The organism is Variovorax paradoxus (assembly GCF_902712855.1).
Lineage (GTDB): Bacteria > Pseudomonadota > Gammaproteobacteria > Burkholderiales > Burkholderiaceae_C > Variovorax > Variovorax paradoxus_Q.
Genome location: NZ_LR743507.1, coordinates 4,019,565 through 4,044,314 on the forward strand (window position 1 = coordinate 4,019,565; position 24,750 = coordinate 4,044,314).

General features: G+C 69.0%; 23 protein-coding genes. 12 read left to right on the forward strand and 11 right to left on the reverse strand.

The window, feature by feature from the left end; all coding sequences use genetic code 11:
• Window positions 1-99: 99 nt before the first annotated feature.
• The 4 genes from AACL56_RS18690 to scpA are packed head-to-tail and all read right to left on the reverse strand — an operon-like array spanning window position 100 to window position 5,377.
• The gene (locus tag AACL56_RS18690; protein WP_339091307.1) at window positions 100-1,644 is read right to left on the reverse strand and encodes an acyl-CoA carboxylase subunit beta; all 1,545 of its coding nucleotides are present in this window, start codon (window positions 1,642-1,644) and stop codon (window positions 100-102) included.
• Window positions 1,645-1,690: 46 nt separating this feature from the next.
• Window positions 1,691-2,689, reverse strand: coding sequence for a methylmalonyl Co-A mutase-associated GTPase MeaB (gene meaB, locus AACL56_RS18695; protein ID WP_339092896.1), 999 nt, complete (start codon window positions 2,687-2,689; stop codon window positions 1,691-1,693).
• Window positions 2,690-2,733: 44 nt separating this feature from the next.
• On the reverse strand, window positions 2,734-3,207 hold the full coding sequence (locus AACL56_RS18700) for a GNAT family N-acetyltransferase (RefSeq protein WP_339091308.1): 474 nt from the start codon (window positions 3,205-3,207) through the stop codon (window positions 2,734-2,736).
• A gap of 7 nt (window positions 3,208-3,214) precedes the next feature.
• Complete coding sequence (gene scpA / locus AACL56_RS18705; protein WP_339091309.1) at window positions 3,215-5,377, reverse strand: methylmalonyl-CoA mutase; 2,163 nt, start codon at window positions 5,375-5,377, stop codon at window positions 3,215-3,217.
• Window positions 5,378-5,505: 128 nt separating this feature from the next.
• Between scpA and AACL56_RS18710 the strand changes: the two genes are divergently transcribed.
• On the forward strand, window positions 5,506-6,141 hold the full coding sequence (locus AACL56_RS18710) for a GntR family transcriptional regulator (RefSeq protein ID WP_339091310.1): 636 nt from the start codon (window positions 5,506-5,508) through the stop codon (window positions 6,139-6,141).
• A gap of 48 nt (window positions 6,142-6,189) precedes the next feature.
• Here AACL56_RS18710 and AACL56_RS18715 read toward each other — a convergent pair whose 3' ends face one another.
• From AACL56_RS18715 to AACL56_RS18735, 5 genes are all read right to left on the reverse strand, one after another.
• Window positions 6,190-6,975: an IclR family transcriptional regulator gene (locus AACL56_RS18715; RefSeq protein WP_339091311.1), complete on the reverse strand. Its 786-nt coding sequence runs from the start codon at window positions 6,973-6,975 to the stop codon at window positions 6,190-6,192.
• 183 nt (window positions 6,976-7,158) lie between these two features.
• On the reverse strand, window positions 7,159-8,133 hold the full coding sequence (gene dusA, locus AACL56_RS18720) for a tRNA dihydrouridine(20/20a) synthase DusA (protein WP_339091312.1): 975 nt from the start codon (window positions 8,131-8,133) through the stop codon (window positions 7,159-7,161).
• A gap of 65 nt (window positions 8,134-8,198) precedes the next feature.
• Window positions 8,199-9,011 (reverse strand): helix-turn-helix transcriptional regulator, encoded by an 813-nt coding sequence (locus tag AACL56_RS18725; RefSeq protein ID WP_339091313.1) that lies wholly within the window; start codon window positions 9,009-9,011, stop codon window positions 8,199-8,201.
• A 29-nt stretch (window positions 9,012-9,040) separates the two neighbouring features.
• Window positions 9,041-9,835, reverse strand: coding sequence for an acetoacetate decarboxylase family protein (locus tag AACL56_RS18730; protein WP_339091314.1), 795 nt, complete (start codon window positions 9,833-9,835; stop codon window positions 9,041-9,043).
• Window positions 9,836-9,919: 84 nt separating this feature from the next.
• The gene (locus AACL56_RS18735) at window positions 9,920-10,300 is read right to left on the reverse strand and encodes a response regulator (protein ID WP_339091315.1); all 381 of its coding nucleotides are present in this window, start codon (window positions 10,298-10,300) and stop codon (window positions 9,920-9,922) included.
• Window positions 10,301-10,496: 196 nt separating this feature from the next.
• Between AACL56_RS18735 and AACL56_RS18740 the strand changes: the two genes are divergently transcribed.
• Both AACL56_RS18740 and AACL56_RS18745 read left to right on the forward strand, forming a co-directional pair.
• Window positions 10,497-10,880 (forward strand): response regulator, encoded by a 384-nt coding sequence (locus AACL56_RS18740; protein ID WP_339091316.1) that lies wholly within the window; start codon window positions 10,497-10,499, stop codon window positions 10,878-10,880.
• A gap of 14 nt (window positions 10,881-10,894) precedes the next feature.
• Window positions 10,895-11,290, forward strand: a complete 396-nt coding sequence (locus tag AACL56_RS18745) for a hypothetical protein (RefSeq protein WP_339091317.1) — start codon at window positions 10,895-10,897, stop codon at window positions 11,288-11,290.
• Here AACL56_RS18745 and AACL56_RS18750 read toward each other — a convergent pair whose 3' ends face one another.
• Window positions 11,291-12,520 carry a serine hydrolase domain-containing protein gene (locus AACL56_RS18750; protein ID WP_339091318.1) on the reverse strand — a complete coding sequence of 410 codons (1,230 nt, stop codon included), beginning with the start codon at window positions 12,518-12,520 and terminating at the stop codon, window positions 11,291-11,293.
• 37 nt (window positions 12,521-12,557) lie between these two features.
• The gene (locus tag AACL56_RS18755) at window positions 12,558-13,484 is read right to left on the reverse strand and encodes a GntR family transcriptional regulator (RefSeq protein WP_339091319.1); all 927 of its coding nucleotides are present in this window, start codon (window positions 13,482-13,484) and stop codon (window positions 12,558-12,560) included.
• A gap of 163 nt (window positions 13,485-13,647) precedes the next feature.
• Here AACL56_RS18755 and AACL56_RS18760 point away from each other — a divergent pair, with 163 nt between their 5' ends.
• From AACL56_RS18760 to AACL56_RS18800, 9 genes are all read left to right on the forward strand, one after another.
• Window positions 13,648-15,036 carry an aspartate aminotransferase family protein gene (locus tag AACL56_RS18760; protein ID WP_425337026.1) on the forward strand — a complete coding sequence of 463 codons (1,389 nt, stop codon included), beginning with the start codon at window positions 13,648-13,650 and terminating at the stop codon, window positions 15,034-15,036.
• 22 nt (window positions 15,037-15,058) lie between these two features.
• Window positions 15,059-16,162: a C45 family autoproteolytic acyltransferase/hydolase gene (locus tag AACL56_RS18765; RefSeq protein ID WP_339091320.1), complete on the forward strand. Its 1,104-nt coding sequence runs from the start codon at window positions 15,059-15,061 to the stop codon at window positions 16,160-16,162.
• Between the two features lie 102 nt (window positions 16,163-16,264).
• Window positions 16,265-17,833, forward strand: a complete 1,569-nt coding sequence (locus AACL56_RS18770; protein WP_339091321.1) for an ABC transporter substrate-binding protein — start codon at window positions 16,265-16,267, stop codon at window positions 17,831-17,833.
• Window positions 17,834-17,851: 18 nt separating this feature from the next.
• Window positions 17,852-18,796, forward strand: a complete 945-nt coding sequence (locus AACL56_RS18775; RefSeq protein ID WP_339091322.1) for an ABC transporter permease — start codon at window positions 17,852-17,854, stop codon at window positions 18,794-18,796.
• Window positions 18,793-19,608, forward strand: coding sequence for an ABC transporter permease (locus tag AACL56_RS18780; protein ID WP_339091323.1), 816 nt, complete (start codon window positions 18,793-18,795; stop codon window positions 19,606-19,608). Before AACL56_RS18775 ends, AACL56_RS18780 begins: the two co-directional genes overlap by 4 nt.
• Window positions 19,605-21,284, forward strand: coding sequence for an ABC transporter ATP-binding protein (locus tag AACL56_RS18785; RefSeq protein ID WP_339091324.1), 1,680 nt, complete (start codon window positions 19,605-19,607; stop codon window positions 21,282-21,284). Before AACL56_RS18780 ends, AACL56_RS18785 begins: the two co-directional genes overlap by 4 nt.
• Window positions 21,281-22,264 carry an alpha/beta hydrolase fold domain-containing protein gene (locus tag AACL56_RS18790; protein ID WP_339091325.1) on the forward strand — a complete coding sequence of 328 codons (984 nt, stop codon included), beginning with the start codon at window positions 21,281-21,283 and terminating at the stop codon, window positions 22,262-22,264. Before AACL56_RS18785 ends, AACL56_RS18790 begins: the two co-directional genes overlap by 4 nt.
• Window positions 22,265-22,271: 7 nt before the next feature.
• Complete coding sequence (locus AACL56_RS18795; protein WP_339091326.1) at window positions 22,272-22,922, forward strand: FMN-binding negative transcriptional regulator; 651 nt, start codon at window positions 22,272-22,274, stop codon at window positions 22,920-22,922.
• Between the two features lie 59 nt (window positions 22,923-22,981).
• A complete protein-coding gene (locus AACL56_RS18800) occupies window positions 22,982-24,724 on the forward strand; it encodes a hypothetical protein (protein ID WP_425337027.1) in 1,743 nt (580 codons plus the stop codon).
• Window positions 24,725-24,750 lie beyond the last annotated feature (26 nt).

The window sequence follows — 24,750 nt, forward strand, 5'->3', positions numbered from 1 at the left end:
GGAAACACCGCGGAACCGGCTTTGCCGGGCCGCTGGTGTTGCCCCCGGTAGGGGGTTGGCGAAGCGACACGAAGTGCGCGGAGACTGGGGGCGAGCCATTCAAAGCGGAATGTTGCCGTGCTTGCGCCACGGGTTCTCGAGCTTCTTCTCGCGCAGCATCACGAGCGAGCGGCAGATGCGCTTGCGCGTCTCGTGCGGCAGGATCACGTCGTCGATGTAGCCGCGTGCGCTCGCCACGTACGGGTTGGCGAAACGCGCCTTGTATTCGGCTTCGCGCGCCGCGAGCTTCTCGGGATCGTTCTTGTCCTCGCGGAAGATGATCTCCACCGCGCCCTTGGCGCCCATCACCGCGATCTCGGCGCGTGGCCATGCGAGGTTGACGTCGCCGCGCAGGTGTTTCGAAGCCATCACGTCGTACGCACCGCCATAGGCCTTGCGCGTGATGACGGTGATCTTGGGCACCGTGCACTCCGCGTACGCGTACAGCAGCTTGGCGCCGTGCTTGATGATGCCGCCGTACTCCTGCCCGGTGCCGGGCATGAAGCCAGGCACGTCCACGAAGGTGACCACCGGGATGTTGAAGGCATCGCAGAAGCGCACGAAGCGCGCGGCCTTGATGCTGCTCTTGATGTCCAGGCAGCCGGCCAGCACCAGCGGCTGGTTGGCCACGATGCCGATGGTCTGGCCTTCCATGCGCGCGAAGCCGATCACGATGTTCTTCGCATAGTCGGGCTGCAGCTCGAAGAAGTCGCCGTCGTCCACCACCTTCAGGATCAGTTCCTTGATGTCGTAGGGCTTGTTCGGGTTGTCGGGCACCAGCGTGTCGAGCGAATAGTCGGGCCGGTCGGCCGGATCACCCTGGCCGTTGTTGCCCAGCCGCACCGGCGGCTTCTCGCGGTTGTTCAGCGGCAGGTAGTTGTAGAGGCGGCGCAGCATCATCAGCGCCTCGACGTCGTTCTCGAACGCCATGTCGGCCACGCCGCTGCGCGTGGTGTGGGTGATGGCGCCGCCGAGTTCCTCGGCCGTCACGGTTTCGTGCGTGACGGTCTTCACCACGTCAGGGCCGGTGACGAACATGTAGCTGCTGTCCTTCACCATGAAGATGAAGTCGGTCATGGCCGGCGAGTACACCGCGCCGCCCGCGCAGGGGCCCATCACCATGCTGATCTGCGGCACCACGCCCGAGGCCATCACGTTGCGCTGGAACACGTCGGCATAGCCGCCGAGCGAGGCCACGCCTTCCTGGATGCGCGCGCCGCCCGAGTCGTTCAGGCCGATGACGGGTGCGCCGACCTTCATGGCCTGGTCCATCACCTTGCAGATCTTCTCGGCATGGGCCTCGCTGAGCGCGCCGCCGAAGACGGTGAAGTCCTGGCTGAAGACGAACACCAGGCGGCCGTTGATCATGCCGTAGCCGGTGACCACGCCGTCGCCGGGGATCTTCTGCTCGCCCATGCCGAAGTCCACCGAGCGGTGCTCGACGAACATGTCCCATTCCTCGAAGGTGTTGTCGTCGAGCAGCAGCTCGATGCGCTCGCGCGCGGTGAGCTTGCCCTTGGCATGCTGCGCGTCGATGCGCTTCTGCCCGCCGCCGAGGCGCGCCTGGGCGCGGCGCTTTTCGAGTTGTTCGATCAGTTCTTGCATGGTGTGGCTCCGAAGCGTTGGTCCTGAGTATTTCTGCGATGCGTCCTCACGGACGCGCGGTGATGGCGGCTGCCGCGAGCAGGCTGCGCGCGGCGGCCGACGCAGGCAGCGTGCCCTGCGCCACCTGCTGCGTGAGCTGCGGCAGGAGCTCGCGCACCTGCGGGTGATGTCTGAAAGCCTGCTTGAGGCCGGCGTCGATGCGCTCCCACATCCACGCGGTAGCCTGCTTCTCGCGGCGCCGCGCGAGCTTGCCGTTGGCGGTCTGGAGTTGCCTGAACTGCGCGACGGCATCCCAGAAGGCGTCGACGCCGGTGTTGGCCAATGCGCTGAGCTGCAGCACCTTCGGCAACCAGAAGCGCACTTCGGCGCCGCTGTGCGCGTCGTGCACCGCGTGCGCGTGTTCGGGGTTGCCCTGGTGGCCGAAGAGGCGCAGTGCCGAGGTGATCTGCGCCTGCGCGCGCGTGGCGGCGGCGGCGTCGATGTCGGCCTTGTTGATGACCACGAGGTCGGCGATTTCCATCACGCCCTTCTTGATCGCCTGCAGGTCGTCGCCCGCATTGGGCAGCTGCATGAGCACGAACATGTCGGTCATGCCGGCCACTGCGGTCTCGGACTGGCCCACGCCGACCGTCTCGACGATCACGACGTCATAGCCCGCGGCCTCGCACACCAGCATGGCCTCGCGCGTCTTCTCGGCCACCCCGCCGAGCGTGCCGCTCGACGGACTCGGCCGGATGTAGGCCCGCTCGTGTACCGACAACCGTTCCATGCGTGTCTTGTCGCCGAGGATGGAGCCGCCCGAGACGGTGGACGACGGATCGATGGTCAGCACCGCCACGCGATGCCCCTTGCCGATCAGCAGCAGCCCCAGGGTTTCGATGAAGGTCGACTTGCCGACGCCCGGCACACCCGAGATGCCGAGGCGAAAAGAATGGCCGGTGCGCGGCAGCAGCGCCGTGAGCAGCTCGTCGGCCTGCGCGCGGTGGTCGGCGCGCGTGGACTCGAGCAGCGTGATGGCCTTGGCGATCGCGCGCCGCTGCGCCATGCCTTGCGTGCCCGCGAGCGCTTCCCCGAGGCCCTGCACCGTGTTCAGCACGCAGCCTCCGACGCCATGCGCCAGCGGTAATGCAGGTCGACGCCCTCCTCGCCCTCGAGAACGAAGCCGTGCCGCAGGTAGAAGCGGTTGGCGTCGCTGCGCACCAGGGCGGTGAGCTTGATGTCGAGCTGCTGCGAACGCGCCTGCGACTTGGCCCATGCGAGCACCCATTCGCCGATGCCCAGGCCCTGGAAGCCGGTGCGCAGGTAGAGGTGGTCGAGGCGCAGCGCGTCGCCGCCCTCGGGCTTGAGCGTGACGAAGCCCACGCGCTGATCGCCGTCGAGCACGATGTGGTGCATGAAGGGCACCACGAAGCCCGCACTCAGGCGCTCGCGCGAACGTGCGAGGTCGAAGCGGCCCACGCGCTCCAGGCTCGGGCGCATCGCGTCGACGCGCAGCGCCAGCATGGATTCGAAATCGCTGGAGTCCACCGGCTGCAGCGACAGCCGCGACAGGAGATCGCTCACGTCGGGCTCAGGCGGTCACCGCCGCGCGGATCTGCTCGAGCACATCCTTGGCGCTGGCCGGAATCGGCGTGCCCGGCCCGTAGATGCCCTTGACGCCGGCCTCGTAGAGAAAGTCGTAGTCCTGCCGCGGGATCACGCCGCCGACGAACACGATGATGTCGTCCGCGCCCTGCTTCTTCAGCTCTTCGATGATGGCCGGCACCAGCGTCTTGTGGCCCGCGGCCAGCGTGCTCACGCCCACCGCGTGCACGTCGTTCTCGATGGCCTGGCGCGCGCATTCCTCGGGCGTCTGGAAGAGCGGGCCCATGTCCACGTCGAAGCCCAGGTCGGCGAAGGCCGTGGCCACCACCTTGGCGCCGCGGTCGTGCCCGTCCTGGCCCAGCTTGGAAATCATGACGCGCGGGCGGCGGCCCTGTTCCTCGGCGAAGGCGTTGATCTCGGTCTTGAGATTTTCCCAGCCCTCGGCCGAGTCGTATGCGGCGGCGTACACGCCGGTCACCTTCTGCGTATCGGCGCGATGGCGGCCGAACGACTTCTCGAGCGCATCGGAGATCTCGCCCACCGTGGCGCGCAGCCGCACCGCGTCGATGCTCAGCGCCAGCAGGTTGCCGGTGTTGCTCTCGGCGGCTTCGGTCAGCGCGTCGAGCGCGGTCTGCACCCTGGCGTTGTCGCGCGCGGCGCGAATGGCCTGCAGCCGCGCCACCTGCTGGTCGCGCACCTTCACGTTGTCGATGGAGAGGCTGTCGATCACGTCCTCGGTCTTCAGCTTGTACTTGTTGACGCCGACGATCACGTCCTTGCCCGAGTCGATGCGCGCCTGCTTCTCGGCGGCGGCGGCCTCGATCTTGAGCTTGGCCCAGCCGCTGTCGACCGCCTTGGTCATGCCGCCCATGGCCTCGACCTCCTCGATGATGGCCCAGGCCGCATCGGCCATGTCCTGCGTGAGCTTCTCCATCATGTAGCTGCCGGCCCAGGGGTCGATCACATTCGTGATGTGCGTTTCTTCCTGGATGATGAGCTGCGTGTTGCGCGCGATGCGCGAGCTGAACTCGGTCGGCAGCGCAATGGCTTCGTCGAGCGCGTTGGTGTGCAGGCTCTGCGTGCCGCCGAACACCGCGGCCATCGCCTCGATGGTGGTGCGCACCACGTTGTTGTACGGGTCCTGCTCGGTGAGGCTCCAGCCCGAGGTCTGGCAGTGCGTGCGCAGCATCAGGCTCTTGGGGTTCTTCGGCTCGAACTCCTTCATGATGCGGCACCACAGCAGGCGCGCCGCGCGCATCTTGGCCACCTCGAGGTAGAAGTTCATGCCGATGGCCCAGAAGAAGCTCAGGCGCCCGGCGAAGCCGTCGACGTCGAGGCCCTTGGCCAGCGCGGTCTTCACGTACTCCTTGCCGTCGGCCAGCGTGAACGCGAGTTCGAGCGCCTGGTTGGCGCCGGCTTCCTGCATGTGGTAGCCGCTGATGCTGATCGAGTTGAACTTCGGCATGTTCTGCGCCGTGTACTCGATGATGTCGCCGATGATCCGCATGCTCGGCTGGGGCGGGAAGATGTAGGTGTTGCGGACCATGAACTCCTTGAGGATGTCGTTCTGGATGGTTCCGCTCAGCTGGTCCTGCGCCACGCCCTGCTCTTCCGCCGCGACCACGTAGCCCGCGAGCACCGGCAGCACCGCGCCGTTCATCGTCATCGACACCGAGACCTTGTCCAGCGGGATCTGGTCGAACAGGATCTTCATGTCTTCCACCGAGTCGATCGCCACGCCGGCCTTGCCGACGTCGCCGGTCACGCGCGGATGGTCGCTGTCGTAGCCGCGGTGGGTCGCCAGGTCGAAGGCCACGCTCACACCCTGCCCTCCGGCGGCCAGTGCCTTGCGGTAGAACGCGTTCGATTCCTCGGCGGTCGAGAAGCCGGCGTACTGGCGGATGGTCCACGGCCGCACCGCGTACATGGTGGCCTGGGGGCCGCGCAGGTAAGGCTCGAAGCCGGGCAGCGTGTCGGTGTACTTCAGGCCCTGCAGGTCGGCCGCGGTGTACAGCGGTTTCACGCTGATGCCGTCGGGCGTGATCCAGTTCAGCGCGTTCACGTCGCCGCCGGGGGCGGACTTGGCAGCGGCCTTGGCCCAGGCTTCGAGGTCTGCGGGCTTGAAAGTGGGTTCGGGTGTGCTGCTCATGAAGGGGCCGTTCGCGGTGTCTTGCAGGGGATTCGCAAATTTGCCTGCACGGATTTGCAAGCCGGCCGCGAGTCTACCCCATCCATAATTATTAATTCAAACCCCATTTTTGAAGTACAGTCCGGCCCATGTCCGCCGTCACTCTCACCCCCCGCGCCCTCTATGAAGAGGTGGCCGAGCTGCTGCGCCAGCGGATCTTCCGCCGCGAGCTGGAGCCCGGCAGCTGGATCGACGAACTCAAGCTCGCCGAGGAATACGGCATCAGCCGCACGCCGCTGCGCGAGGCGCTCAAGGTGCTGGCGGCCGAAGGTCTGGTGACGATGAAGGTGCGCCGCGGCGCCTATGTGACGGAGGTGTCCGAGCAGGACCTGGCGGACGTGTATCACCTGCTCTCGCTGCTGGAGAGCGACGCCGCCGGCGTGGTGGCCGAGCGCGCCACCGACGCGCAGCGCGCCGAACTGAAGGCGCTGCACGCCGAACTGGAAGCAGCCGTCGGCGACCGCGAGCACTTCTTCGCCATCAACGAGCGCTTCCACATGAGCCTGCTGGCCATCGCCAACAACAAGTGGCGCGACCAGATGGTGGCCGACCTGCGCAAGGTGATGAAGCTCAACCGGCACAACTCGCTGCTGAAGGCAGGCCGCATCGGCGAGTCGCTGGCGGAGCACCGCGCAGTGATGGCAGCGATCGAGGCGCGGAACGCCGAAGCGGCCATGAGCCGGATGCGCGAGCATTTCCAGAACGGGCTCGAGGCCGCGAACTAGGCCCGGCCCCCTCGCTGCCCGCAGCCGGCTGCGCGGGTCCTTGAACTCTCAGTCGAGGTTCAAGGTGCCGGCTTCCCCGGCGATGCGCTGGGCGGTCTCGAGCAGCAGCGGCACGATGCGCGCCACCATCGCGTCCTTGGGCAGCAGGTAGGCCGGCCCGCCGCAACTCACCGCATAGCGTTCGCCGCGCGGCCCCTCGAGCGCAAAGCCGATCGCGTGGATGTGCGGATTCCATTCGCCAAAGGAGACGCAGTAGCCCAGGCGGGCGTACTCGTCGAGCCCGGCCAGCAGCCGCGGCTCGATGGCGCCCCAGTTCTCGCCGCTTTCCAGCCGGATCTGCTCCATCAGCACCGCCTGCTCACCCGCGGGCAGTGCAGCCAGATAGGCCCGGCCGGCGGCCGAGGTGGCGATGGTCATGCGCGTGCCGACCTCGATGCGCGAACTGATCACCACCGAGCGCGGCCGCAGCGAGTCGATGACCAGCATGTCGAGCTCGTCGCGGACCACGAGGTGCACGCTCACGCCCGCCGATTCGGACAACTCGGCCAGGAACGGCCGGGCCACGGTGCGCAGGTCGAAATGCCGCAGGTAGCGGCTGCTCATGTCGAGCAGCGCCGGGCCGAGGCTGAAGCGCTCGCTGTCCTGCGACTGTCGCAGATACCCGGCGCTCACCAGCGTGGCAGTGAGCCGGGACACCGTGGCCTTGGGGATGCCCGTGGTGTCTGCCAATTCCCGATTGCCTATCGGTGCCGCTGCCATGCCAATGACTTTGAGGAGAGCCAAGCCCCGGCCGAGCGCGCTTACTTCTTCTTTGCCGCCGATCGCGTCATTCATGTATCCAAGCCTTTTTATTTCCCTGAACCCCCATTTTTCAGCAAAAACCGATTGACGCGCCACCCATCAGGAAGTAGCAATTTCGGAACGCTGTTTCATCCGAAAGTACTGCGCGGGCGTGCGTGCACCGCACGCCGCGCGCGTGCAAAGGCAAGGATGCGATGGCGAGGGAAAGAAAACCGCTCAGGCGGCCTGGGCGAACGGCTCGTGCGCCAGCGCCATCACCTCGTGCGGCGGCAGCACCTTGAGCTTGTGGTCGCTCCACACCTGGCGCCAGCGGCGCGCCCCCGGCAGGCCGTTGCGCAGGCCCAGCATGTGGCGCGCGATCGACCACCAGTGCGTGCCGTGCGCGGCCGCCTCGCGAGCCATGTAGTCGCACATCGCCGACTCGACCTCTTCGCGCGTCAGCGACTGCGGCGCAGCACCGTAGAACTCGGCGTCCCACTCCGCCAGCCACCAGGGGTTGTGATAGGCCTCGCGCCCCACCATCACGCCATCGAGCAGGCGCAGGTGCTCGTGGACCTGCGCGTTCGCCGAGATGCCGCCGTTGATGGCGAAATGCAGCGACGGGAATTCATGCTTCAGCCGGTGCACCAGCTCGTAGCGCAGCGGCGGGATCTCCCGGTTCTGCTTCGGGCTCAGGCCTTGCAGCCATGCGTTGCGCGCATGCACGATGAAGGTGCCGCAGCCCGCCTCGCTCACCGTGCCGACGAAGTCGCGCACGAATTCGTAGCTCTCGATCTTGTCGATGCCGATCCGGTGCTTCACCGTGACCGGAATGTCGACCACGTCGACCATCGCCTTCACGCAATCGGCCACCAGCTGCGGCTCGTTCATCAGGCAGGCACCGAACGCGCCGCGCTGCACGCGCTCGCTCGGGCAGCCGCAGTTCAGGTTAACCTCGTCGTAGCCCCACTCCTCGCCCAGCTTCGCGCAGTGCGCCAGGTCGGCCGGCTCGCTGCCGCCGAGCTGCAACGCGACGAGGTGTTCCTCGGCGTTGAAGCGCAGGTGCCGGGGCACGTCGCCGTGGATCAATGCGCCCGTGGTCACCATCTCCGTATAGAGCAGCGCGTGGCGCGACAGCAGGCGATGCAGGAACCGGCAATGCCTGTCGGTCCAGTCCATCATGGGTGCAACGGAGATGACCTTCTCTTCCAAAACGCGGGATCCTGTGGTGGTTGGCTGGCTGCTGCCCGGACATCGGGCAGGCGGGCCCGAGTTTCTCACGCAGCCCTTTCAGGACGCTGGCACACGGCCATGTAGTTGCCGGGCGTCACCCCGAAGCAGCGGCGGAACCATCGCGAGAAATGGGCCTGGTCGGTGAAACCGCACTGCGCGGCCACCTCGGCCGCCGCGTGCCCATCGCGCAACAGCGCCTTGGCGCGGCCGATGCGGGCCAGCCGGGCGTAGTGCGTCGGCGTCATGCCGACAGCGACCCGGAACAACCGGTGGAAATGCTCGCGCGACACGCCCAGCCGGCAGGCCAGCGCACCGGGCTCGATGCGGCACGCGTCCTCCGTGGCCAGCACGTCGCAGATGGCCTGCACGCGGGCATCACCGGGATGCCGCTCGAGCGGCACCAGCACATCGCCGGTCTGCGCCGCGAGCACCCGCCCGAGCAGGCTGGCGACCCGTGTGCCGTCCTGCGCCAGTGCGGCGTCGGCCAGCGCACCGGCCGCGGCCTCGTCCCGCCATAGGCCGCTGCGCAGCACGCCGCGTTGCGCATCGGGCCAACCCCGCCGCGCGGCCGCCCATGCATGCGGCACGTACAGCATCACCATGCGAAAGCCTTGCGCGCTGACTCCTGCGGTGTGCAGCATGAACGGCGCCATCAGCACCATGTCGCCGGCTTCGGCCACCTGCCGTTCGCCCGCGCAGGTGAACTCGCAGCGCCCCTCCAGGATCGCGCCGACGCTCCACTCGGCGTGCCAGTGCAGGTCGAAATGCGCCTTGGGGTCGGCAGCGAACATGGCCTCCACCTGCGCACCATCGTCCATGCGCAGGCGGATGACACGGGAGGCTTGCTGCGGCTTCATGGCCCGAAGCGTAGCCGCACCGGGCGCACTCACGCGGCCAGCGCGCCGCGCACGGTGATGCCCATCCACCCCGCGCTGGCGGCCGTGGCCCGCACCTCGCCGAGCGATGCCAGTTCCTCGACGGGATGTTCATGGAAATGCAGGCTGGCGATGCCAGCGGTCCATCCCGGTTCGACGCGGTCGATGATGTCGGCGCGCAGGAAGCGCGGCACGGCCGGCCGCTGCGGCTGGGTGAGATCGGGCCAGCCGATGGCGCCGACGGCGGGCGCCGAAAGAAATCCGAGCCGCGCGGCCTTCTCGCCCGTGAGCGTGACGCGCGCGTCGACCAGCCTGCGCTCCTTCACGCTCAGGCTCGCACCCAGGCGGCTGCCCGCGGACAGCGGCGCGGCGGCCGGATGGATCAGCGGCAGGCTGCGCGTGACCCATGTCCGGCCGATCTTCTTGGGCCAGCCCTGCAGCCAGCCGCGCAGCATCGAAATGTCCTGGTCGACATAGATCAGCGGGCAATGAAATCGCGTGTCCTTGCCCTGCGGCGGCGCGATCTCGAGCACCACGATGGTCTCGCGGTATTGCGCATAGACCGGATCGAGCAGCTCATGGCCATCGTCGCCGCAAGCCTGCCAGTCGGCGAAGTGCACGCAGCCCTGGCCGGTGGCGTTGCCGAGTTCTGGCGGCACCAGTGCCGCGCCCAGCGCGGCATCGAACTCGAAGGCCACGTTGACCAGCCAGCCGGCGTAGTGCCAGGGCGGCGCCTGCACCAGGGCGCTACGACCGGAGGCGGTGAAAGGCGGGGTGAAAGAAGAGGAAGCGAACGAGGAAGGCATCGGCGGCGTGTGGAAGTTCAAGACCGCTGGACGATAGGACCGCCCATGCCGCCGGTCTTGTACGCCAGTGATATGCCCGGCCAGCTACTGCGCCGTCGAGCGCTCCAGCACTTCCGCCAGTTGCTCCACCGCGTACGGCTTGCGCAGCCACTCGGTGCCCGGCATGGCCTCGGCGGGCTCCGCCTGGCCGGTGACGAAGACGATCGGCACGCGGTGGTCGCGCAGCAGCCGCTCGGCAAAGTCGCGGCCCGAGAGCGCGGGCAACCCGATGTCCACCATCACGATGTCGAAGGCGCCTTCGAAGAAGCGCGCGATGGCCGCCTCGGCGCTGCGCACGCCGGTGGCCCAATGGCCCATGGCCTCGAGCAGGCCCAAGGTGGTCGCAAGCGTGTCGGCGTCGTCCTCGACAAGCAGCACCCGGAGTTTTCGTTGTTGTTGTGCGGATGAAGGCGGTTCGTTTGTCATTGATTTCATTCTTCCAGACAAACCGTCGCCCTGCAGCGGGCTCGGCCCTTCAGGCACAGGGATCTACGCCAGATGGCGGCGTTGTCCGACTCGGCCCCCCTCCCCGCAAGAGACAATGACTGCCTCGGCCGAGACAAGCCGACGTGACGAAGCCCGGAAAAGACGAGAACGAACGAGTGCCTGCCTGGCCCTGCAAATGACCCGCATCTACCTGATAGAAGACAACCCGCTGATCGCCGACACACTGACGGACGGCTTGCAGCATTTCTCCGAGTGCGATGTCATCGGCACGGCCACCACATCGGGCGACGCCATCGACTGGTTCAAGGACAACCCCGAAGGCTGGGATGCAGCGGTCATCGACATCTTCCTGGCCGAGGGCAACGGACTCACGGTGGCGCAGTATCTGCAGGAGCACAAGGCCCCCGCGCAACGCACCGTGGTGCTGATGAACTACGCGACCTCGGAAGTGCGCGAAGGCGCGCTGTCGGCCGGCGTGGACGCGGTCTTCGACAAGTCGCTGCAGCTCGAGGCCTTCTACGAATTCTGCAGGCAGCTGAACATTTCGCCGCGCCGCTGACGCAGACTCGGGGCATGAACATGCCCCCTGCCTCCCTGCTCGATGCCGCCGCGCTGCGGCAGTTCGCGCAGGCATCGACACCTTCCGCATCGCCCTGCCCCTGTCGCCTGCAGGATGCCAAAGCCTGGGAAAGCATCACCGAGGAGCGATGGCCCGGCGCGCTGATGCAGCCCCTCGGCACGCTGCGCGACCCCGCGCTGCACGAGCCGACCTTCGAGGAATGGCATCCGGCCGGCACGCGCTACGACTCGCCCGACGCGCCCATCTCGGTGCGCCACTTTCCGTTCAACCGCTGCGACGTGTACCGCTGCACCGCATGCACGCGGGTGGTGCTGCGCTACACCGAATTCGGCGGCTACTACGTCGACCACCGCGTGCGGGTGGTCGACCCGGCGCTCGTCACCGGCTGATCAGCCGCCCTCGCCCATCAGGTGCGCGGCCATCGCGCGGAAGGCGGGCATCGAGGTCGGCAGGTGCGCGTTGGCGGCCAGGGGATGCGAGGCGAAGCGCGCCACCACCATCTCCGCCACCGGGTCGATGTGCAGCGCCTGCCCGTGGATGCCCTGCGCGGTGAAGGTGCCGTGCGCGTCGTGCGCCACCCACCACATGTTGCGATAGCTCCACCCCGCCAGCCGCGTGTAGCCGGCGAGCGCGAAGCGCTGCGGATCGGCGCCGCGCCGGATGTCGGCCACCACGGCCTCGGGCACCACCTGCACGCCGTTGAAGAAGCCGCCGAGGCGCAGGGTCTCGCCCAGCCGCGCAAGATCGCGCAGGCCCGTGCACAGGCCGCCGCCTGCGAAATCCGCGCCCTGCCCGTCGAGGGCGAACGACGCATCCTGCTCGGCGCCGATGCGCGACCAGATCCGCTCGGCCAGCACCGTGGCCAACGGCTGCCCCGTCACGCGGCCGATGAGCCAGCCCAGCACGTCGGTGTTCACGGTGCGGTGCGCAAAGGCCCGCCCGTGTTCGCCGCGGCCCTGCACGGTCTGCAGGAACTGGCGGTAGCCCTCCACGCCCGCATAGCCCGCCGGGCGCGGCAGCAGTTCGCCGGCACGCGCGTGCTTCCACACGCCGGCGTCCGGGTCGGCGTAGTCCTCCGAGTAGTCGATGTCGGTCGTCATGTCCATGACCTGACGAACGCTCGCGTGCCCGAAGGCGCTGCCGGCGAGTTCGGGGATGTAGTGCGTCACGCGTGCATGCTCGTCCAGCGCGCCCTCGGCCGCGAGCATGGCGGCCAGCGTGCCGACCACCGACTTGGTGACCGACATCGCCATGTGCTGGCCATGCTCGTCGAGCGCGCCGAAGTAGCGCTCGTACACGATGCGCCCACGATGCAGCACCACCGCGCCATCGGCATGGATGGCCTGCAGCGCGCTCAGCCAGTCGGTGGGCGCGCCGTCGCCGAAGCGCTCGAAGCGCAGCGTGTCGAGTTCCGGCCGCTCCGCGCGCGGCAGCACCGACACCGGACCGAGGCCTCGCGGAACATTGCGCGTGGGCTGCAGTTCCCGCAGATGCGAGAAGGCCCAGCGGCTGTGCGGAAACTCGAAAACCGGCCGCTCGCGCGGACGCCGGACGGCCGCGCCGGCCGCGGGGAATCCGTCGCGCCAGCCATGGGCCAGCGCCGTGTTGTCGTGTGTCATGAGATGTGAAGGAGAAAGGAAGGAAAGCGGAGGAAACTCAGTCGCCCGGCATGTCGAGCGCGCCATTCACGCGGCGCTCCAGCAGGTCGCTGGCGCGGCTCAGGTGCAGCTGCATGTGCTCCGCGGCAGATTCGAGGTCGTTGCGCTCCACCGCATCGAGGATCTGCAGGTGCTCGTGGCACGACTTGTGGAGCAGGTCGATGTTCACCAGCGGGTAGTCCGACAGGTCCGACATGCGGCGCAGGCGGTTCTGCTGCTGCACCGCGTCGAGGAAGAAGCGGTTGCCCGAGGCGCTGGCCAGCAGTTCGTGGAACTGCGCGTTGGCCTCGAAGAAATCCATCCACGAGTAGCGCGAGGCATGCACCAGCAGCCCCTGCTGGCGCTCCCTGCAGGCACGCAGCCGCTCCAGGTCGACTTCGAAGCCGGGTTCGCGCAGCCCGGCGCATTCGACCGTCAGGCGAAACCGGTAGCTCTCGCGCTCGCTTTCGACCGAGTCGAGCGTCTCGGTGAACTCCCAGCGCTGGTAGTGGCGCCCGCGCAGCACGCCGTCCTGCAGCAGCGTGGTGAGCACGGTGCGCAGCAGCGGCCGCGGCACCCCGTAGCCCTGCGCCAGCTCGAGCTCGTTGACGCGCGTGGGCAGCTTGCCGGCCAGGCGGTCGCGCAGCAGCCGGTAGTAGAGCGTCTTCTCCTCGTCCTCGGGCATCTCGCGGCGCGCGCGGCCCAGCGCTTCCCGGTCGGCCACCAGCGTGTAGCCGCGGTTGGGCACATGCGCCAGCAGTCCGCGCTCGTGCAGGAAGCGCAGCGCGGCACGCACCGGCGTGCGCGAAATGCCGAGCCGGCCGGCGAGGTCGGCCTCGGTCATGTGGCGGCCGTTCTCGTAGCCGCCCGCCAGCGCCTGGTCGAGGATGTAGCGGCTCACGCGCTGGGTGAGCGGCGGGATCGTTTTTTCCAACTGTGCGGCCATCCAACGGATCTCCGGAATCTGGGGCTGGCCCGATCATCGGGGCAGTTTTGTATTTTTGGGCCTGAAAAGCCATGTACATCTCATGCCAAAAATACAATTTAAATCTCAAGATCGGCCCCACGACGACCCGGAAGCCGGGTCGCTTCCAACGGAGAACCATCTCGTGGCCCTTGCCGACACCCTCGCTTCCGCTGCTTCGCCTTCCCCTTCCGCGCCGCCTGCCTCGCCTGTTTCGCTCGACGCGTTCTGGATGCCCTTCACCCCCAACCGCAAGTTCAAGCAGGCGCCGCGCCTGATCGTCGGCAGCGAGGGCCTCTACTACGACCTGGCCGACGGCCGCCGCGTGCTCGACGCCATCGCCGGCCTGTGGTGCGTCAACGCCGGGCATCGCAACCCACGCATCAGCGCGGCGATGAAGGCGCAGATCGACGTGCTCGACTACGCCTCGAACTTCCAGATCGGCCACCCGGCCGCCTTCACGCTCGCGGAGCGCCTCACGCGCATGGCGCCGGCCGGCATGAACCACGTGTTCTTCACCAACTCGGGCTCGGAGTCGGTCGACACCGCGCTGAAGATCGCCGTGGCGCACCACCGCGCGCGCGGCGACGCGGGCCGCTATCGACTCATCGGGCGCGAGCGCGCCTACCACGGCGTGGGCTTCGGCGGCATCTCGGTGGGCGGGATCGGGCGCCAGCGCAGCACCTTCGGTCCGCTGCTCAACGGCGTGGACCACCTGCCGCACACGCTCGACCTGGCGCGCAACGCCTTCTCGCGCGGCGAACCTGCGCACGGCATCGACAAGGCCGACGCCCTCGAGGCGCTGCTGACGCTGCACGACCCGTCGACCGTGGCCGCGGTCATCGTCGAGCCGGTGGCGGGCTCCACGGGCGTGCTGCCGCCGCCGCGCGGCTACCTGAAGCGCCTGCGCGAGATCTGCGACCGGCACGGCGTGCTGCTGATCTTCGACGAGGTCATCACCGGCTTCGGCCGCCTTGGCACCAACTTCGCGGCCGACCTGTTCGGCGTAGTGCCCGACATCATCACCACCGCCAAGGGACTGACCAACGGCGCGGTGCCGATGGGCGCGGTGCTGATGCGCGACGCGGTGCACGACGCCTTCATGCAGGGCAGCGTGAGCGCGGTCGAGCTCTCGCACGGCTACACCTACTCGGGTCACCCGCTGGCCTGCGCGGCCGCCATGGCCACGCTCGACGCGTACACCGAGGACGGCCTCATCGCGCAGGCCGGCGCCCTGTCGCCCTACTTCGAGGAATGCCTGCACGCGCTGCGCGGCCTGCCCGGCGTGATCGACGTGCGCAACGTCGGCCTGCTCGCCGGCATCGAACTGCAGGCCTGGGCCGGCGGCCCCGGCACGCACGCGCAGGCCGTGGCGCAGCACTGCCTCGACAGCGGCGTGCTGGTGCGCTCGGTGGGCGACACCATCGCGCTGTCGCCGCCCTTCACGCTGGAACTCAAGCACATCGACCAGATCGTCGACAGCCTGCGCGCCGCGATCGCGCAGACCGCACAGGCCACCGACGCGGCCGCCTGAACCTCACAAGAAAGCATCTCTCATGGACATCGAATCGTTTCCCCTCTACGACATCGAAGGCGACGCGCGCCAGTGCGGCCAGCAGTACGGCCGCGCGGCCGGTGAGCGCATCGACCTGAGCCTGCGCACCTACCGCGCGGCCTTCGAGCGGGTGGGCCTCAGCTGGGAGCGCACGCGCGCGCTGGCGCGCCGCTTCATGCCGGTGGTCGAGGCCTTCGACGCCGGCATGCTGCGCGAGATCGAGGGCGTGGCCGAAGGCGCGGGCGTGCCGCCGGAAGACATCGTGGCGCTCAACGCGCGCAGCGAAATGCTCTATGCCTTCCAGCAGCTCGAAGCCACCGAGCCGCCCGACGGCTGCACCGGCGTGGTCGTGATGCCCTCGGCCTCCGCCAACGGCAGGCTCATCCACGCGCAGAACTGGGACTGGCGCGTGGAAAGCCTCGAGCTCGGCGTGGTGCTGCGCATCCAGCCGGCCAAGGGCCCTGCGATGCTGACCTTCGCCGAGGCGGGCACGCTGGCGCGCGCGGGCCTGAACAGTGTGGGCATCGCCGTCACCGGCAACTTCATCAAGGCCGACAGCGACGGCAGGCAGCAGGGCATGCCGCTGGCGCTCATTCGCCGCGGCATCCTGCAATCGGAGCTGTATGCCAAAGCGCTGGGCGTGGTGTGCCGCACGGCGCGCTCCATCTCGAACAACATGATCGTCACGCACGCCGAAGGCGAGGCGGTGAGCCTGGAGACATGCCCCGACCAGGTGTTCTGGCAACAGCCCGAAGGCGGCATCCTGGTGCACGCCAACCACTTCAAGACGCCGGCCGCGCTGGCCCGCGTGGTCGACCGCAGCCTGGAGACCACGCCCGACTCGCTCTACCGCGACCGCCGCGTGACCGAGGCCCTGCACCTGCAGCGCCAACGCGCTGGCGGGCTCGCCGAGCAGGACGTGCTCGATGCGCTGCAGGACCGCTTCGGCGCGCCGCGCGCCGTGTGCCGCAGCCCCAGCGCGGGCCCTGGCGGCGCGTCTTCCGCGACGGTGGCCACCATCGTGATGGACCCGGCGGCACGAAAGATGCGCATCGCGCCGGCCCCCTTCAAGCCGGCGCACCGCTTCACCGAGTATTCCCTCTGAGTTTTCCGAGTTTTCCTTGATCCGATCGGCCCAGCCCACGCCAGGAGTGTTGTCATGAAAGTACCCGTGCCCCCCGTACTCGCCTCTCGCCCCCCTCGTGCATTGCGCACCGCAGCCCTGGCATTGGGCATGACCGCCGCGGCGCTTCCGGCGCTGGCCCAGCCTGCAGCCGGCGCGGGGCAGACGCTGCGCATCCAGATCAACTCGGACATCCGCAGCACCGATCCCGGCGGCAACCGCGACGACAACACCGACAACGTGCTGCTGCACGTGGGCGAGGGGCTGGTCGCGCTGCGCGAGGACACGTCGGTGGGCCCGATGCTGGCCAGCAAGGTCGACACCTCCGCCGACGGGCTGACCTACACCTTCACGCTGCGCGACGGCGTGAAGTTCCAGAACGGCGCCACGCTGACCGCCGACGACGTGCTGTGGAGCTGGCAGCGCTACCTGAAGCCCACCAGCGGCTGGCGCTGCCTGAGCGAGTTCGACGGCAAGGGCATGACCAAGGTGCTGTCGGTGGAAGCGCCCAACCCGAAGACCGTGGTGTTCAAGCTCGATCGCGCGAGCTCGCTCTTTCTCACGATGATGGCGCGCCCCGACTGCGGCGGCGCGGCCATCCTGCACCGCAGCTCGGTCGGTGCCGACGGCCAGTGGAAGGAGCCGGTGGGCACCGGCCCCTACAAGCTCAAGGAATGGAAGCGCGGCCAGTACGTGGAGCTCACCCGCTTCGACGGCTATACCTCGCGCACCGAAGCGCGCGACGGCCTCACCGGCGGCAAGAAGGCCGAGGTGGAGAACCTGCGCTTCGTCGTCATTCCCGATTCGGCGGCCGCCAAGGCCGCGCTCTACAGCGGCGGCATCGACGCCTTCATCAGCCCCAGCCCGTCGGACGTGATCGAGATGCGCAAGCGCAGCGACGTGCTGGTCGACACCACGCCGGTGATGACCATGGTCGCGCTGCTGCTGCAGACCGGCGACCCGCTGCTGAAGGACGTGCGCATCCGCCGCGCACTGGCGCTCTCGCTCGACACGCCGGAGGTCGCGCGCTCCGTCACGGAGGGCCTGTCCGCGGTCAACAACTCGGTCGTGCCGTCGACCAGCCCCTATTACGACGCTGTGCAGGGCGGCGGCTTCAAGCGCGACCTGGCTGCCGCGAAGAAGCTGCTGGCCGAGGCCGGCTACCGCGGCCAGCCGATCCGCATGATCGCCAACAAGCGCTACGAGGCGCTCTACTCGGCCGCCGTGCTGGTGCAGGCAATGGCGTCGGAAGCCGGGATCAACATCGAGCTCGAGGTGCTCGACTGGGCCACCCAGCTCGACCGCTACACCAAGGGCCAGTACCAGAGCATGGCCTTCGTCTACTCCGCGCGCATCGATCCCGCGCTCAACTACGAGATGGTGTCCGGCGACAAGGCCGCGCAGCCGCGCAAGGTGTGGGACAGCCCCTATGCGCAGACGCGCCTGACCGAAGCCATGGTCTCGCGCGACAAGGCGCGCCGCCAGGTGCTGTTCGACGAGATGCACCAGCAGATGCTGCAGGACGTGCCGATGATCGTGCTGTTCAACGCCAGCGACGCCACCGCCATGCGCAAGAGCGTCAGCGGCTTCAAGGGCTGGGCACCGGCCAAGCCGCGCTTCTGGAACGTGCGGCTGGCGGCCGCCGGCGGCTGAACCGGAAGCCCCGCATACATGCCTGCCTACCTCCTGCGCCGGATCGCGATGACGATCCCGACGCTGCTGCTGGTTTCCATCGCGGTGTTCACCCTGATGCGGCTGATTCCGGGCGACCCGGTGCTGCTGATGCTGGGCGAAGGCGCCGACGCCGCGCAGCTCGAACTCATGCGCCACCAGATGGGACTCGACCAGCCCCTGCCCGCCCAGTACCTGGTGTGGCTGCGCCACGCGCTCGCGGGCGACCTCGGCGTCTCGACCACCAACGGCCTGAGCGTGCTGCCGCTGATCTGGGAACGCTTCCACGTCAGCGCGGTCATCGTGCTGGTCGCGGTGGCGCTGGCCTCGCTGATCGCGGTGCCTGCCGGCCTGATCGCCGCCTGGCGCAAGGACAAGCCCACCGATCTCGCCATCATCGGCGCGGCCACGCTCATGCTGTCGGTGCCCAGCTTCTGGCTGGGCCTGCTGCTGCTGATGTTCTTCGGCCAGTACCTGGGCTGGCTGCCGGTGGTGGGCTACGTGCCGCTGTCGGAAAACTTCTCGCAGGGCGTGCTGTACGTGATTCTTCCGATCGCCACGCTGCTGCTGGTCGAGACCGGCGTGCTCACGCGCATGTCGCGCGCCAGCACCATCGAGATATTGCGGCTCGAATACGTGACGCATGCGCGCGCCAAGGGCGTGCCCGAATCGCAGGTGCTGCGCCGGCACGTGCTGCCCAACGCCTTCAACCCCACGCTCACCATGATCGGGCTGATCCTGGGCCACCTGCTCAGCGGCATCGCGGTGCTCGAGACCGTGTTCACCCTGCCCGGCCTCGGCCGGCTGATGATCGACTCGATCTTCGCGCGCGACTACCCGGTGCTGCAGGGTTGCCTGCTGTTCACGGCCTGCATCTACGTGGTGATCAACCTGATCGTCGACATGTGCTATCCCCTCTTCGACCCGCGGGTCTCGGTGCAGTGAAGAAGTTCAAGACCCATACCCTCGTCGGCGGCGTGCTCGTGGCCGTCCTGCTGGTCCTGGCCGTGGTGGCGGCCGTGTGGACGCCCTACAACCCGCTGGGCATCGACCTGCGCTCGAAGCTGCAGCCGCCCTCCATGGCGCACTGGCTCGGCACCGACGAGTTCGGCCGCGACGTGGCCAGCCGCGCCATGCAGGGCGCAGCCACCAGCTGCCTGGTGGCGCTGCTCACCGTGGCGGCGGCCACCGCCATCGGCCTCGTGGTCGGCGTGGTCGCCGGCTTCGTGCGCGGCTGGACCGACCGCGTGCTGATGGCCTTCAACGACACGCTGCTCGCCTTTCCCGGCCTGCTGCTGGCGCTCGGCGTGATGGTGATCGTCGGCGCCAACAAGTGGGGCATCGTGCTGGCGCTGAGCCTGGCCTACGCGCCGTCGGTGGTGCGGGTGGTGCGCGGCACCGTGCTGTCGCTGCGCGAGCGCGAGTACGTCGAGGCCTCCCGCATGATCGGCAACAGCGAGATCTACACCATGTGGCGCCATATCCTGCCCAACTGCATGGCACCGGTGGCCGTGCTGGCCACCAGCATGTTCGGCTGGGTCCTGCTGTCGGAAAGCGCGCTGAGCTTCCTCGGGCTGGGCGTGCCGCCGCCCGCGCCCACCTGGGGCAACATGCTTGCGAGCGCGCGGCCCTACATGGCTTCGGCCGTGTGGCTGTGCGTCGTGCCGGGCCTGTGCATCGCGCTCACGCTGCTGGGCATCAATCTGCTGGGCGAATCGCTGCGCGACCGGCTCGACCCCCGCACGGAGAAGGCATGAACACCGTGACGAATCCTCCCCCGCTGCCATCCGTGCTGTCGGTGGAGCACCTGAAGATCGAGCTGCGCCACGGCACCCAGCCGCTGGTGCACGACCTGTCCTTCGACGTGAAGCCCGGCGAGTTCCTTGCCGTGGTCGGCGAATCGGGCAGCGGCAAGACCATGGCCGCGCGTGCCATCCTGCAACTGCTGCCGCCGGGCATCTCGCAGACCGGCGGGCGCATCGTGTTCGACGGCGAAGACCTGAGCACGCGCGACGTGAAAGCCATGCGGCCGATCCGCGGCCCTGGCATCGGCATGGTGTTCCAGGAGCCGATGGTCTCGCTCAACCCGGTGCACCGCATCGGCGAGCAGATGGCCGAAGGCCTGCGCATGCACACCGGGCTTTCGGCCGAAGAGATCCGCGCGCGCAGCCTCGACATGCTGCGGCGCGTGCAGATCGCCGACCCCGAGCGCTGCATGCACGCCTACCCGCACGAGTTCTCCGGCGGCATGCGCCAGCGCATCATGCTCGCCAGCGTGATGCTGCTGAAGCCGCGCCTGCTGATCGCCGACGAGCCCACCACCGCGCTCGACACCCTGAGCCAGCGCGAGGTGCTCGACCTGATGGTCGGCCTGGCGCGCGACAACGGCACCGCCGTGCTGCTGATCACGCACAACCTCGGGCTGGTGGGCCGCTATGCGCAGCGCGCCATCGTGCTCGAGAAAGGCCGCCTGGTGGAGACCGGCGACGTGCCCGGCATCCTGGTCGAGCCGAAGCAGGCCTACACCCGCAAGCTGGTCGACGCACTCCCGCGACGCCAGCCCGCCAAGGCCGCCAACCCCGCGCAGCAGCAACAGCCGCTGGTGCAGGTGCGCGGCCTGTGCGTGAGCTACCCCGGCGCGCGCGCCGGCCTGTTCAAGCGGAACGCGCCGGTCCGCGTGATCGATTCGCTCGATCTCGACATCCACCCCGGCGAGATGGTCGCTCTGGTCGGCGGCAGCGGCTCGGGCAAGACCACGCTGGGCCGCGCCATCCTGCGGCTCGCACCGTCGCACAGCGGGCAGATCCTGTTCCGCGGCGAAGACGTGCGCACCGCCGACCGCGCCGCGCTGCACCGCTTCCGGCTGGCCTGCCAGCTGGTGTTCCAGGACCCGTTCTCCTCGCTCGATCCGCGCATGCGCGTGCAGGACATCGTGGCCGAACCGCTGCGCCACCTGCCCGCGCTCGACGCCGCGGCGCGCGCGCGGCGCATGAAGGAAACGCTCGACGAGGTGGGCCTCGACGGACTCGGCGCACGCTACCCGCACGAGCTCTCGGGCGGGCAGCGCCAGCGCGTGGCCATTGCGCGCGCACTGGTGCGGCGCCCCGCCTTCGTGGTGGCCGACGAACCCGTCTCCGCGCTCGACATGACCATCCAGGCGCAGGTGCTGCGCCTGTTCCAGAGCCTGCAGCAGCACCATGGCTTCGCCTGCCTGTTCATCAGCCACGACCTCGCGGCCGTCGAGCAGATCGCCGACCGCGTCATCGTGATGGAGCGCGGCCGCATCGTGGAGCAAGGCGCGCGCGACGCCGTGTTCGACGACCCGCGGCATGCGTACACGCAAGCCCTGCTCGCGGCCACGCCACGGCCGCTCGCCACGCTGGCCCCTGCCGGCACCGCCCCGTCCGCCGTTCCCGAGAAAGCCTTCGCGTGACACCTTCCTCGCCCTACAGCTGGCAGAACCCTTCCGCCCCGCCGCCGCTCGATCCGCAGATCGTCGAGTTCATGCGCCTCATGGGTGCCGAGGGCGCGCGCTATCCGAAGCGCCACACCATCCCGATCGCCGATGGCCGCGCCAACGCCGAGAAGGTGCGCGCGCCATGGACCGAGGGCGGCCCCGAGATGGCCCGCACCGTCGAGCACCGGGTGCCCACCCGCCACGGCGACGTGCGCATCCGCGTGCACTACCCCGCGCAACGCACGCAGCAGGGCGCCCTGGTCTACATCCATGGCGGCGGCTTCGTGCTGTTCAGCCTCGACACGCACGACCGCGTGATGCGCGAGTACGCGGGCCGCGCCGGCATCGCGGTGATCGGCATCGACTACACGCGCGCGCCCGAAGCGCAGTTTCCGCAGCCGCACGACGAATGCGTCGACGTGATGCGCTGGCTGCAAAGCCATGCGGGCACGCTCGACATCGACCCGGCGCAACTCTTCATCGGCGGAGACTCGGCCGGCGCGAACCTGTCGGTGGGCGCCTGTCTGGTGCTGCGCGATGCGGGCGATGCGTTGCCGCTGGGCATGCTGCTGAACTACGGCGCCTACAGCACCGAGCTGTACCGCGAATCGGTGGTGCGCTACGGCGCGGGCGAATACGGCCTGTCGCTGCACATGATGGTGTGGTTCTACGGCCTCTACCTGCGCCGGCCCGGCGACGCCGCCGACCCGCGCGTGCACAGCCTCACGGCACGCCTCGAAGGCCTGCCGCCCGCCTGCATGGTCGTGACCGAATGCGATCCGCTGTACGACGACAACGTGCTGATGGCCGCGCGGCTGCGCGAGGCCGGCGTGGCGGTGACGGACACGCTCTACCCCGGCACCATCCACGGCTTCCTGGAAGCGGTGTCGGTCGCCGACGTCGCGGCGCGTGCCTTCGACGATTCGGCACGCTGGATGCAGGCACTGGCCCGCTGAGACGCCCATGTACACGCCCACGCCCTACGTCGAAGCCGACCTCGCCACGCTGCACGCCGGCATGCGCGCCTGGAGCTTCGCCACGCTCGTCACCGTCGGCCCCTGCGGCGTCAACGCCACGCACCTGCCCTTCCTGCTCGATGCGCAGGACGACAGCGCGGGCCTGCTGACCACGCACCTGTCGAAGAAGAATCCGCAGCTCGACGACCTGCGCGCCGGCGGCGATGCGCTGGTCGTCTTCCAGGGGCCGCATGCCTTCGTCACGCCCAGCTGGTACGCGAAGCAGAGCACCTTTCCGACGTGGAACTACACCGCCATTCACGCACGCGGCACGCCCCGCGTCGTCGAGGAGCGCATGGCCGTGCATGCGGTGCTGCGCCGCACGGTGGCGCAGTACGACACGCCGCTGCGCGAGGCATGCGGCGGCAGCTGGGACTTCGATGCGATGCCCTTCGACTTCGTCGCGCCGCGGCTCGACATGATCGCCGCGGTCGAGATCCCGGTGCGTGCGCTCGAAGGCAAGTTCAAGCTCAACCAGGACCGCTCGGAGGAAGACCGTCTCGGCGTCATCGCGGCGCTGGAGCGGCTCGGCGATCCGCAGGGCGTCGCGGTGGCGTCCATGATGCGCGAGCAGATGGCGGCGACGGCGAGCGCCTGAGCGCCTGAGCGACGGCTCGATGGCTTGATCGCTCGATGGCGCGCGGCACAATGGGCCGCGTGCATTTCCTCCAACACAGCCTGACCGCCGGCCTTGCGCTGGCGCTCTCTCTCGCTGCCACGGCCACGCATGCGGCCGAGCCGCTGCTTCTCGTCACCTCGCCCGCCGCCTTGCAGGCCGCGGAAGAATCCGGCGCGGCTTTCTCACGCTGGTTCGGCCAGTCGCCCGGCGCGAACGGCATCGCCAGCAACCAGTCGTTGATGGGCTCCGCCGCCTGGCGTTCGGTCGCCGAGCCCATTGGCGCGAGCCTCGCGAGCATCCAGCGCCGCGACAGGCAGGCCGGCGTCGGCATCGCGAAGTATCCGCACCGGCTTTTCGACGCGCGCTGGCTCGCGAGCCCCGATGCCTGGTTCGAACTCGTCGGCGTCGCCAACCGGATGGACCGCCGCCCGTTCCAGGAAAAGGAAGGCGCGTGCGGCGAGACCCGGCTGGTGTACCGGCTGGCCTACCGCACGGCCGCGATGCAGTCGCGCCTGCCGATGACGGTCAACGTCGAACTGCGCGGCGATGCTCCCGATGCCGATGGCAGTTGCGCCGGCGCCGCGAAGCGTTGGCAGCCGCCGCAGTCCGCGATGAGCGACGAGGCCACCGGCCGCTGGCTGGTGTCGGCCGACGGCCCGCTCGCACCGCAGCGCCTGGCGCTCGCGCGCATCTCGCAGGTCACGACCAACCTGCAGAGCGTGCGCTGGCCCTCCGCGGTGCGGCCCGACCTGGGCGGGCATGCCGAATACATGCTGCGCGCCTTCCGCTGGAACGCAGCCGCCAAGCGCTTCGATGCCGGGCCGCTGGAGAACACGCCCGACGTCGCCCGGCTCAAGGCCGATGCGTCGCTGCGCAAGGAACTGCTGCAATGGCTGCAGCAGCCCGCGAACCTGCGCGCACTCGACGAAGCCTCGCTCCGGATTCCCGACCGCTTCCTGGCCATGGAGAGCATCTCGGTCGCACCGCGCGGCATCGAGCGGCTGGCCAACAAGCCTTTCGCGCAGGTCTTCGCGGCCGGCCAGTGGCCCGGAGATTGGCAGGCCGTGCCGGACAGCCGCACGCTGCAGTCCCCGCAGGCCGTACTGCGCCGCCTCGACGACCTGAGCTGCGCGGGCTGCCACCAGAGCCGCGCGGTCGCGGGCTTTCACCTGCTCGGCGTCGACCGGCGCGGGGCGTCGCGCACCTTCACCGCCGGCAACGCGCTGGCGGTGCCGCATTCGCCGCATGTGCAGGACGAGCTGGCGCGGCGCGGCAGCTACGTGCGGGCGGCCCTTTCGACGGCGCGGCCCGATCCGTTCCGGCCGCTGGCCGAACCCGGCGAACCGGATGCCGCTGCCGAAAAGGCCACGGTCGGCGCGCGCTGCGAGCCCACGCGCATCACGGCCTCGGCCAATCCGTGGCTCGACCGTGCACAAAAGCTGCCGCGCATCACCTGCGAAGGCGCGGCCTCGGTGTGCGAGACCACGTCGGTGGGCTTCCCTGGCGGCATGTGCTCGGGCCCTTGCGACCCGAACGACAGGAGCGGAACCTGCGGCGGCATCGCCATCCTGAGCGATTTCAACAGCTGCCTCGCCGCAAAGAAGCCGTTCGGCGAATGCCTGTCCAGGCACACGCGCCCCGGCAACCTGCGCAGCTGCTCGGCGGCACAGGCCTGCCGCGACGACTACATCTGCGCGCAGGCCGACGGCCAATCCGAAGGGCATGGCGCCTGCATACCGCCGTACTTCCTGTTCCAGATGCGGGTGGACGGGCACTCGTAGGCGCCCCCACGCCGATCGGTTGGGCC

Coding starts and splice junctions, on each gene's coding strand:
- AACL56_RS18690 (WP_339091307.1), bottom strand. CDS start 1,644: ATGCAAGAACTGATCGAACAACTCGAAAAGCGCCGCGCCCAGGCGCGC.
- meaB (WP_339092896.1), bottom strand. CDS start 2,689: ATGGCGCAGCGGCGCGCGATCGCCAAGGCCATCACGCTGCTCGAGTCC.
- scpA (WP_339091309.1), bottom strand. CDS start 5,377: ATGAGCAGCACACCCGAACCCACTTTCAAGCCCGCAGACCTCGAAGCC.
- AACL56_RS18710 (WP_339091310.1), top strand. CDS start 5,506: ATGTCCGCCGTCACTCTCACCCCCCGCGCCCTCTATGAAGAGGTGGCC.
- AACL56_RS18715 (WP_339091311.1), bottom strand. CDS start 6,975: ATGAATGACGCGATCGGCGGCAAAGAAGAAGTAAGCGCGCTCGGCCGG.
- AACL56_RS18725 (WP_339091313.1), bottom strand. CDS start 9,011: ATGAAGCCGCAGCAAGCCTCCCGTGTCATCCGCCTGCGCATGGACGAT.
- AACL56_RS18730 (WP_339091314.1), bottom strand. CDS start 9,835: ATGCCTTCCTCGTTCGCTTCCTCTTCTTTCACCCCGCCTTTCACCGCC.
- AACL56_RS18735 (WP_339091315.1), bottom strand. CDS start 10,300: ATGACAAACGAACCGCCTTCATCCGCACAACAACAACGAAAACTCCGG.
- AACL56_RS18740 (WP_339091316.1), top strand. CDS start 10,497: ATGACCCGCATCTACCTGATAGAAGACAACCCGCTGATCGCCGACACA.
- AACL56_RS18745 (WP_339091317.1), top strand. CDS start 10,895: ATGAACATGCCCCCTGCCTCCCTGCTCGATGCCGCCGCGCTGCGGCAG.
- AACL56_RS18750 (WP_339091318.1), bottom strand. CDS start 12,520: ATGACACACGACAACACGGCGCTGGCCCATGGCTGGCGCGACGGATTC.
- AACL56_RS18755 (WP_339091319.1), bottom strand. CDS start 13,484: ATGGCCGCACAGTTGGAAAAAACGATCCCGCCGCTCACCCAGCGCGTG.
- AACL56_RS18765 (WP_339091320.1), top strand. CDS start 15,059: ATGGACATCGAATCGTTTCCCCTCTACGACATCGAAGGCGACGCGCGC.
- AACL56_RS18775 (WP_339091322.1), top strand. CDS start 17,852: ATGCCTGCCTACCTCCTGCGCCGGATCGCGATGACGATCCCGACGCTG.
- AACL56_RS18785 (WP_339091324.1), top strand. CDS start 19,605: ATGAACACCGTGACGAATCCTCCCCCGCTGCCATCCGTGCTGTCGGTG.
- AACL56_RS18795 (WP_339091326.1), top strand. CDS start 22,272: ATGTACACGCCCACGCCCTACGTCGAAGCCGACCTCGCCACGCTGCAC.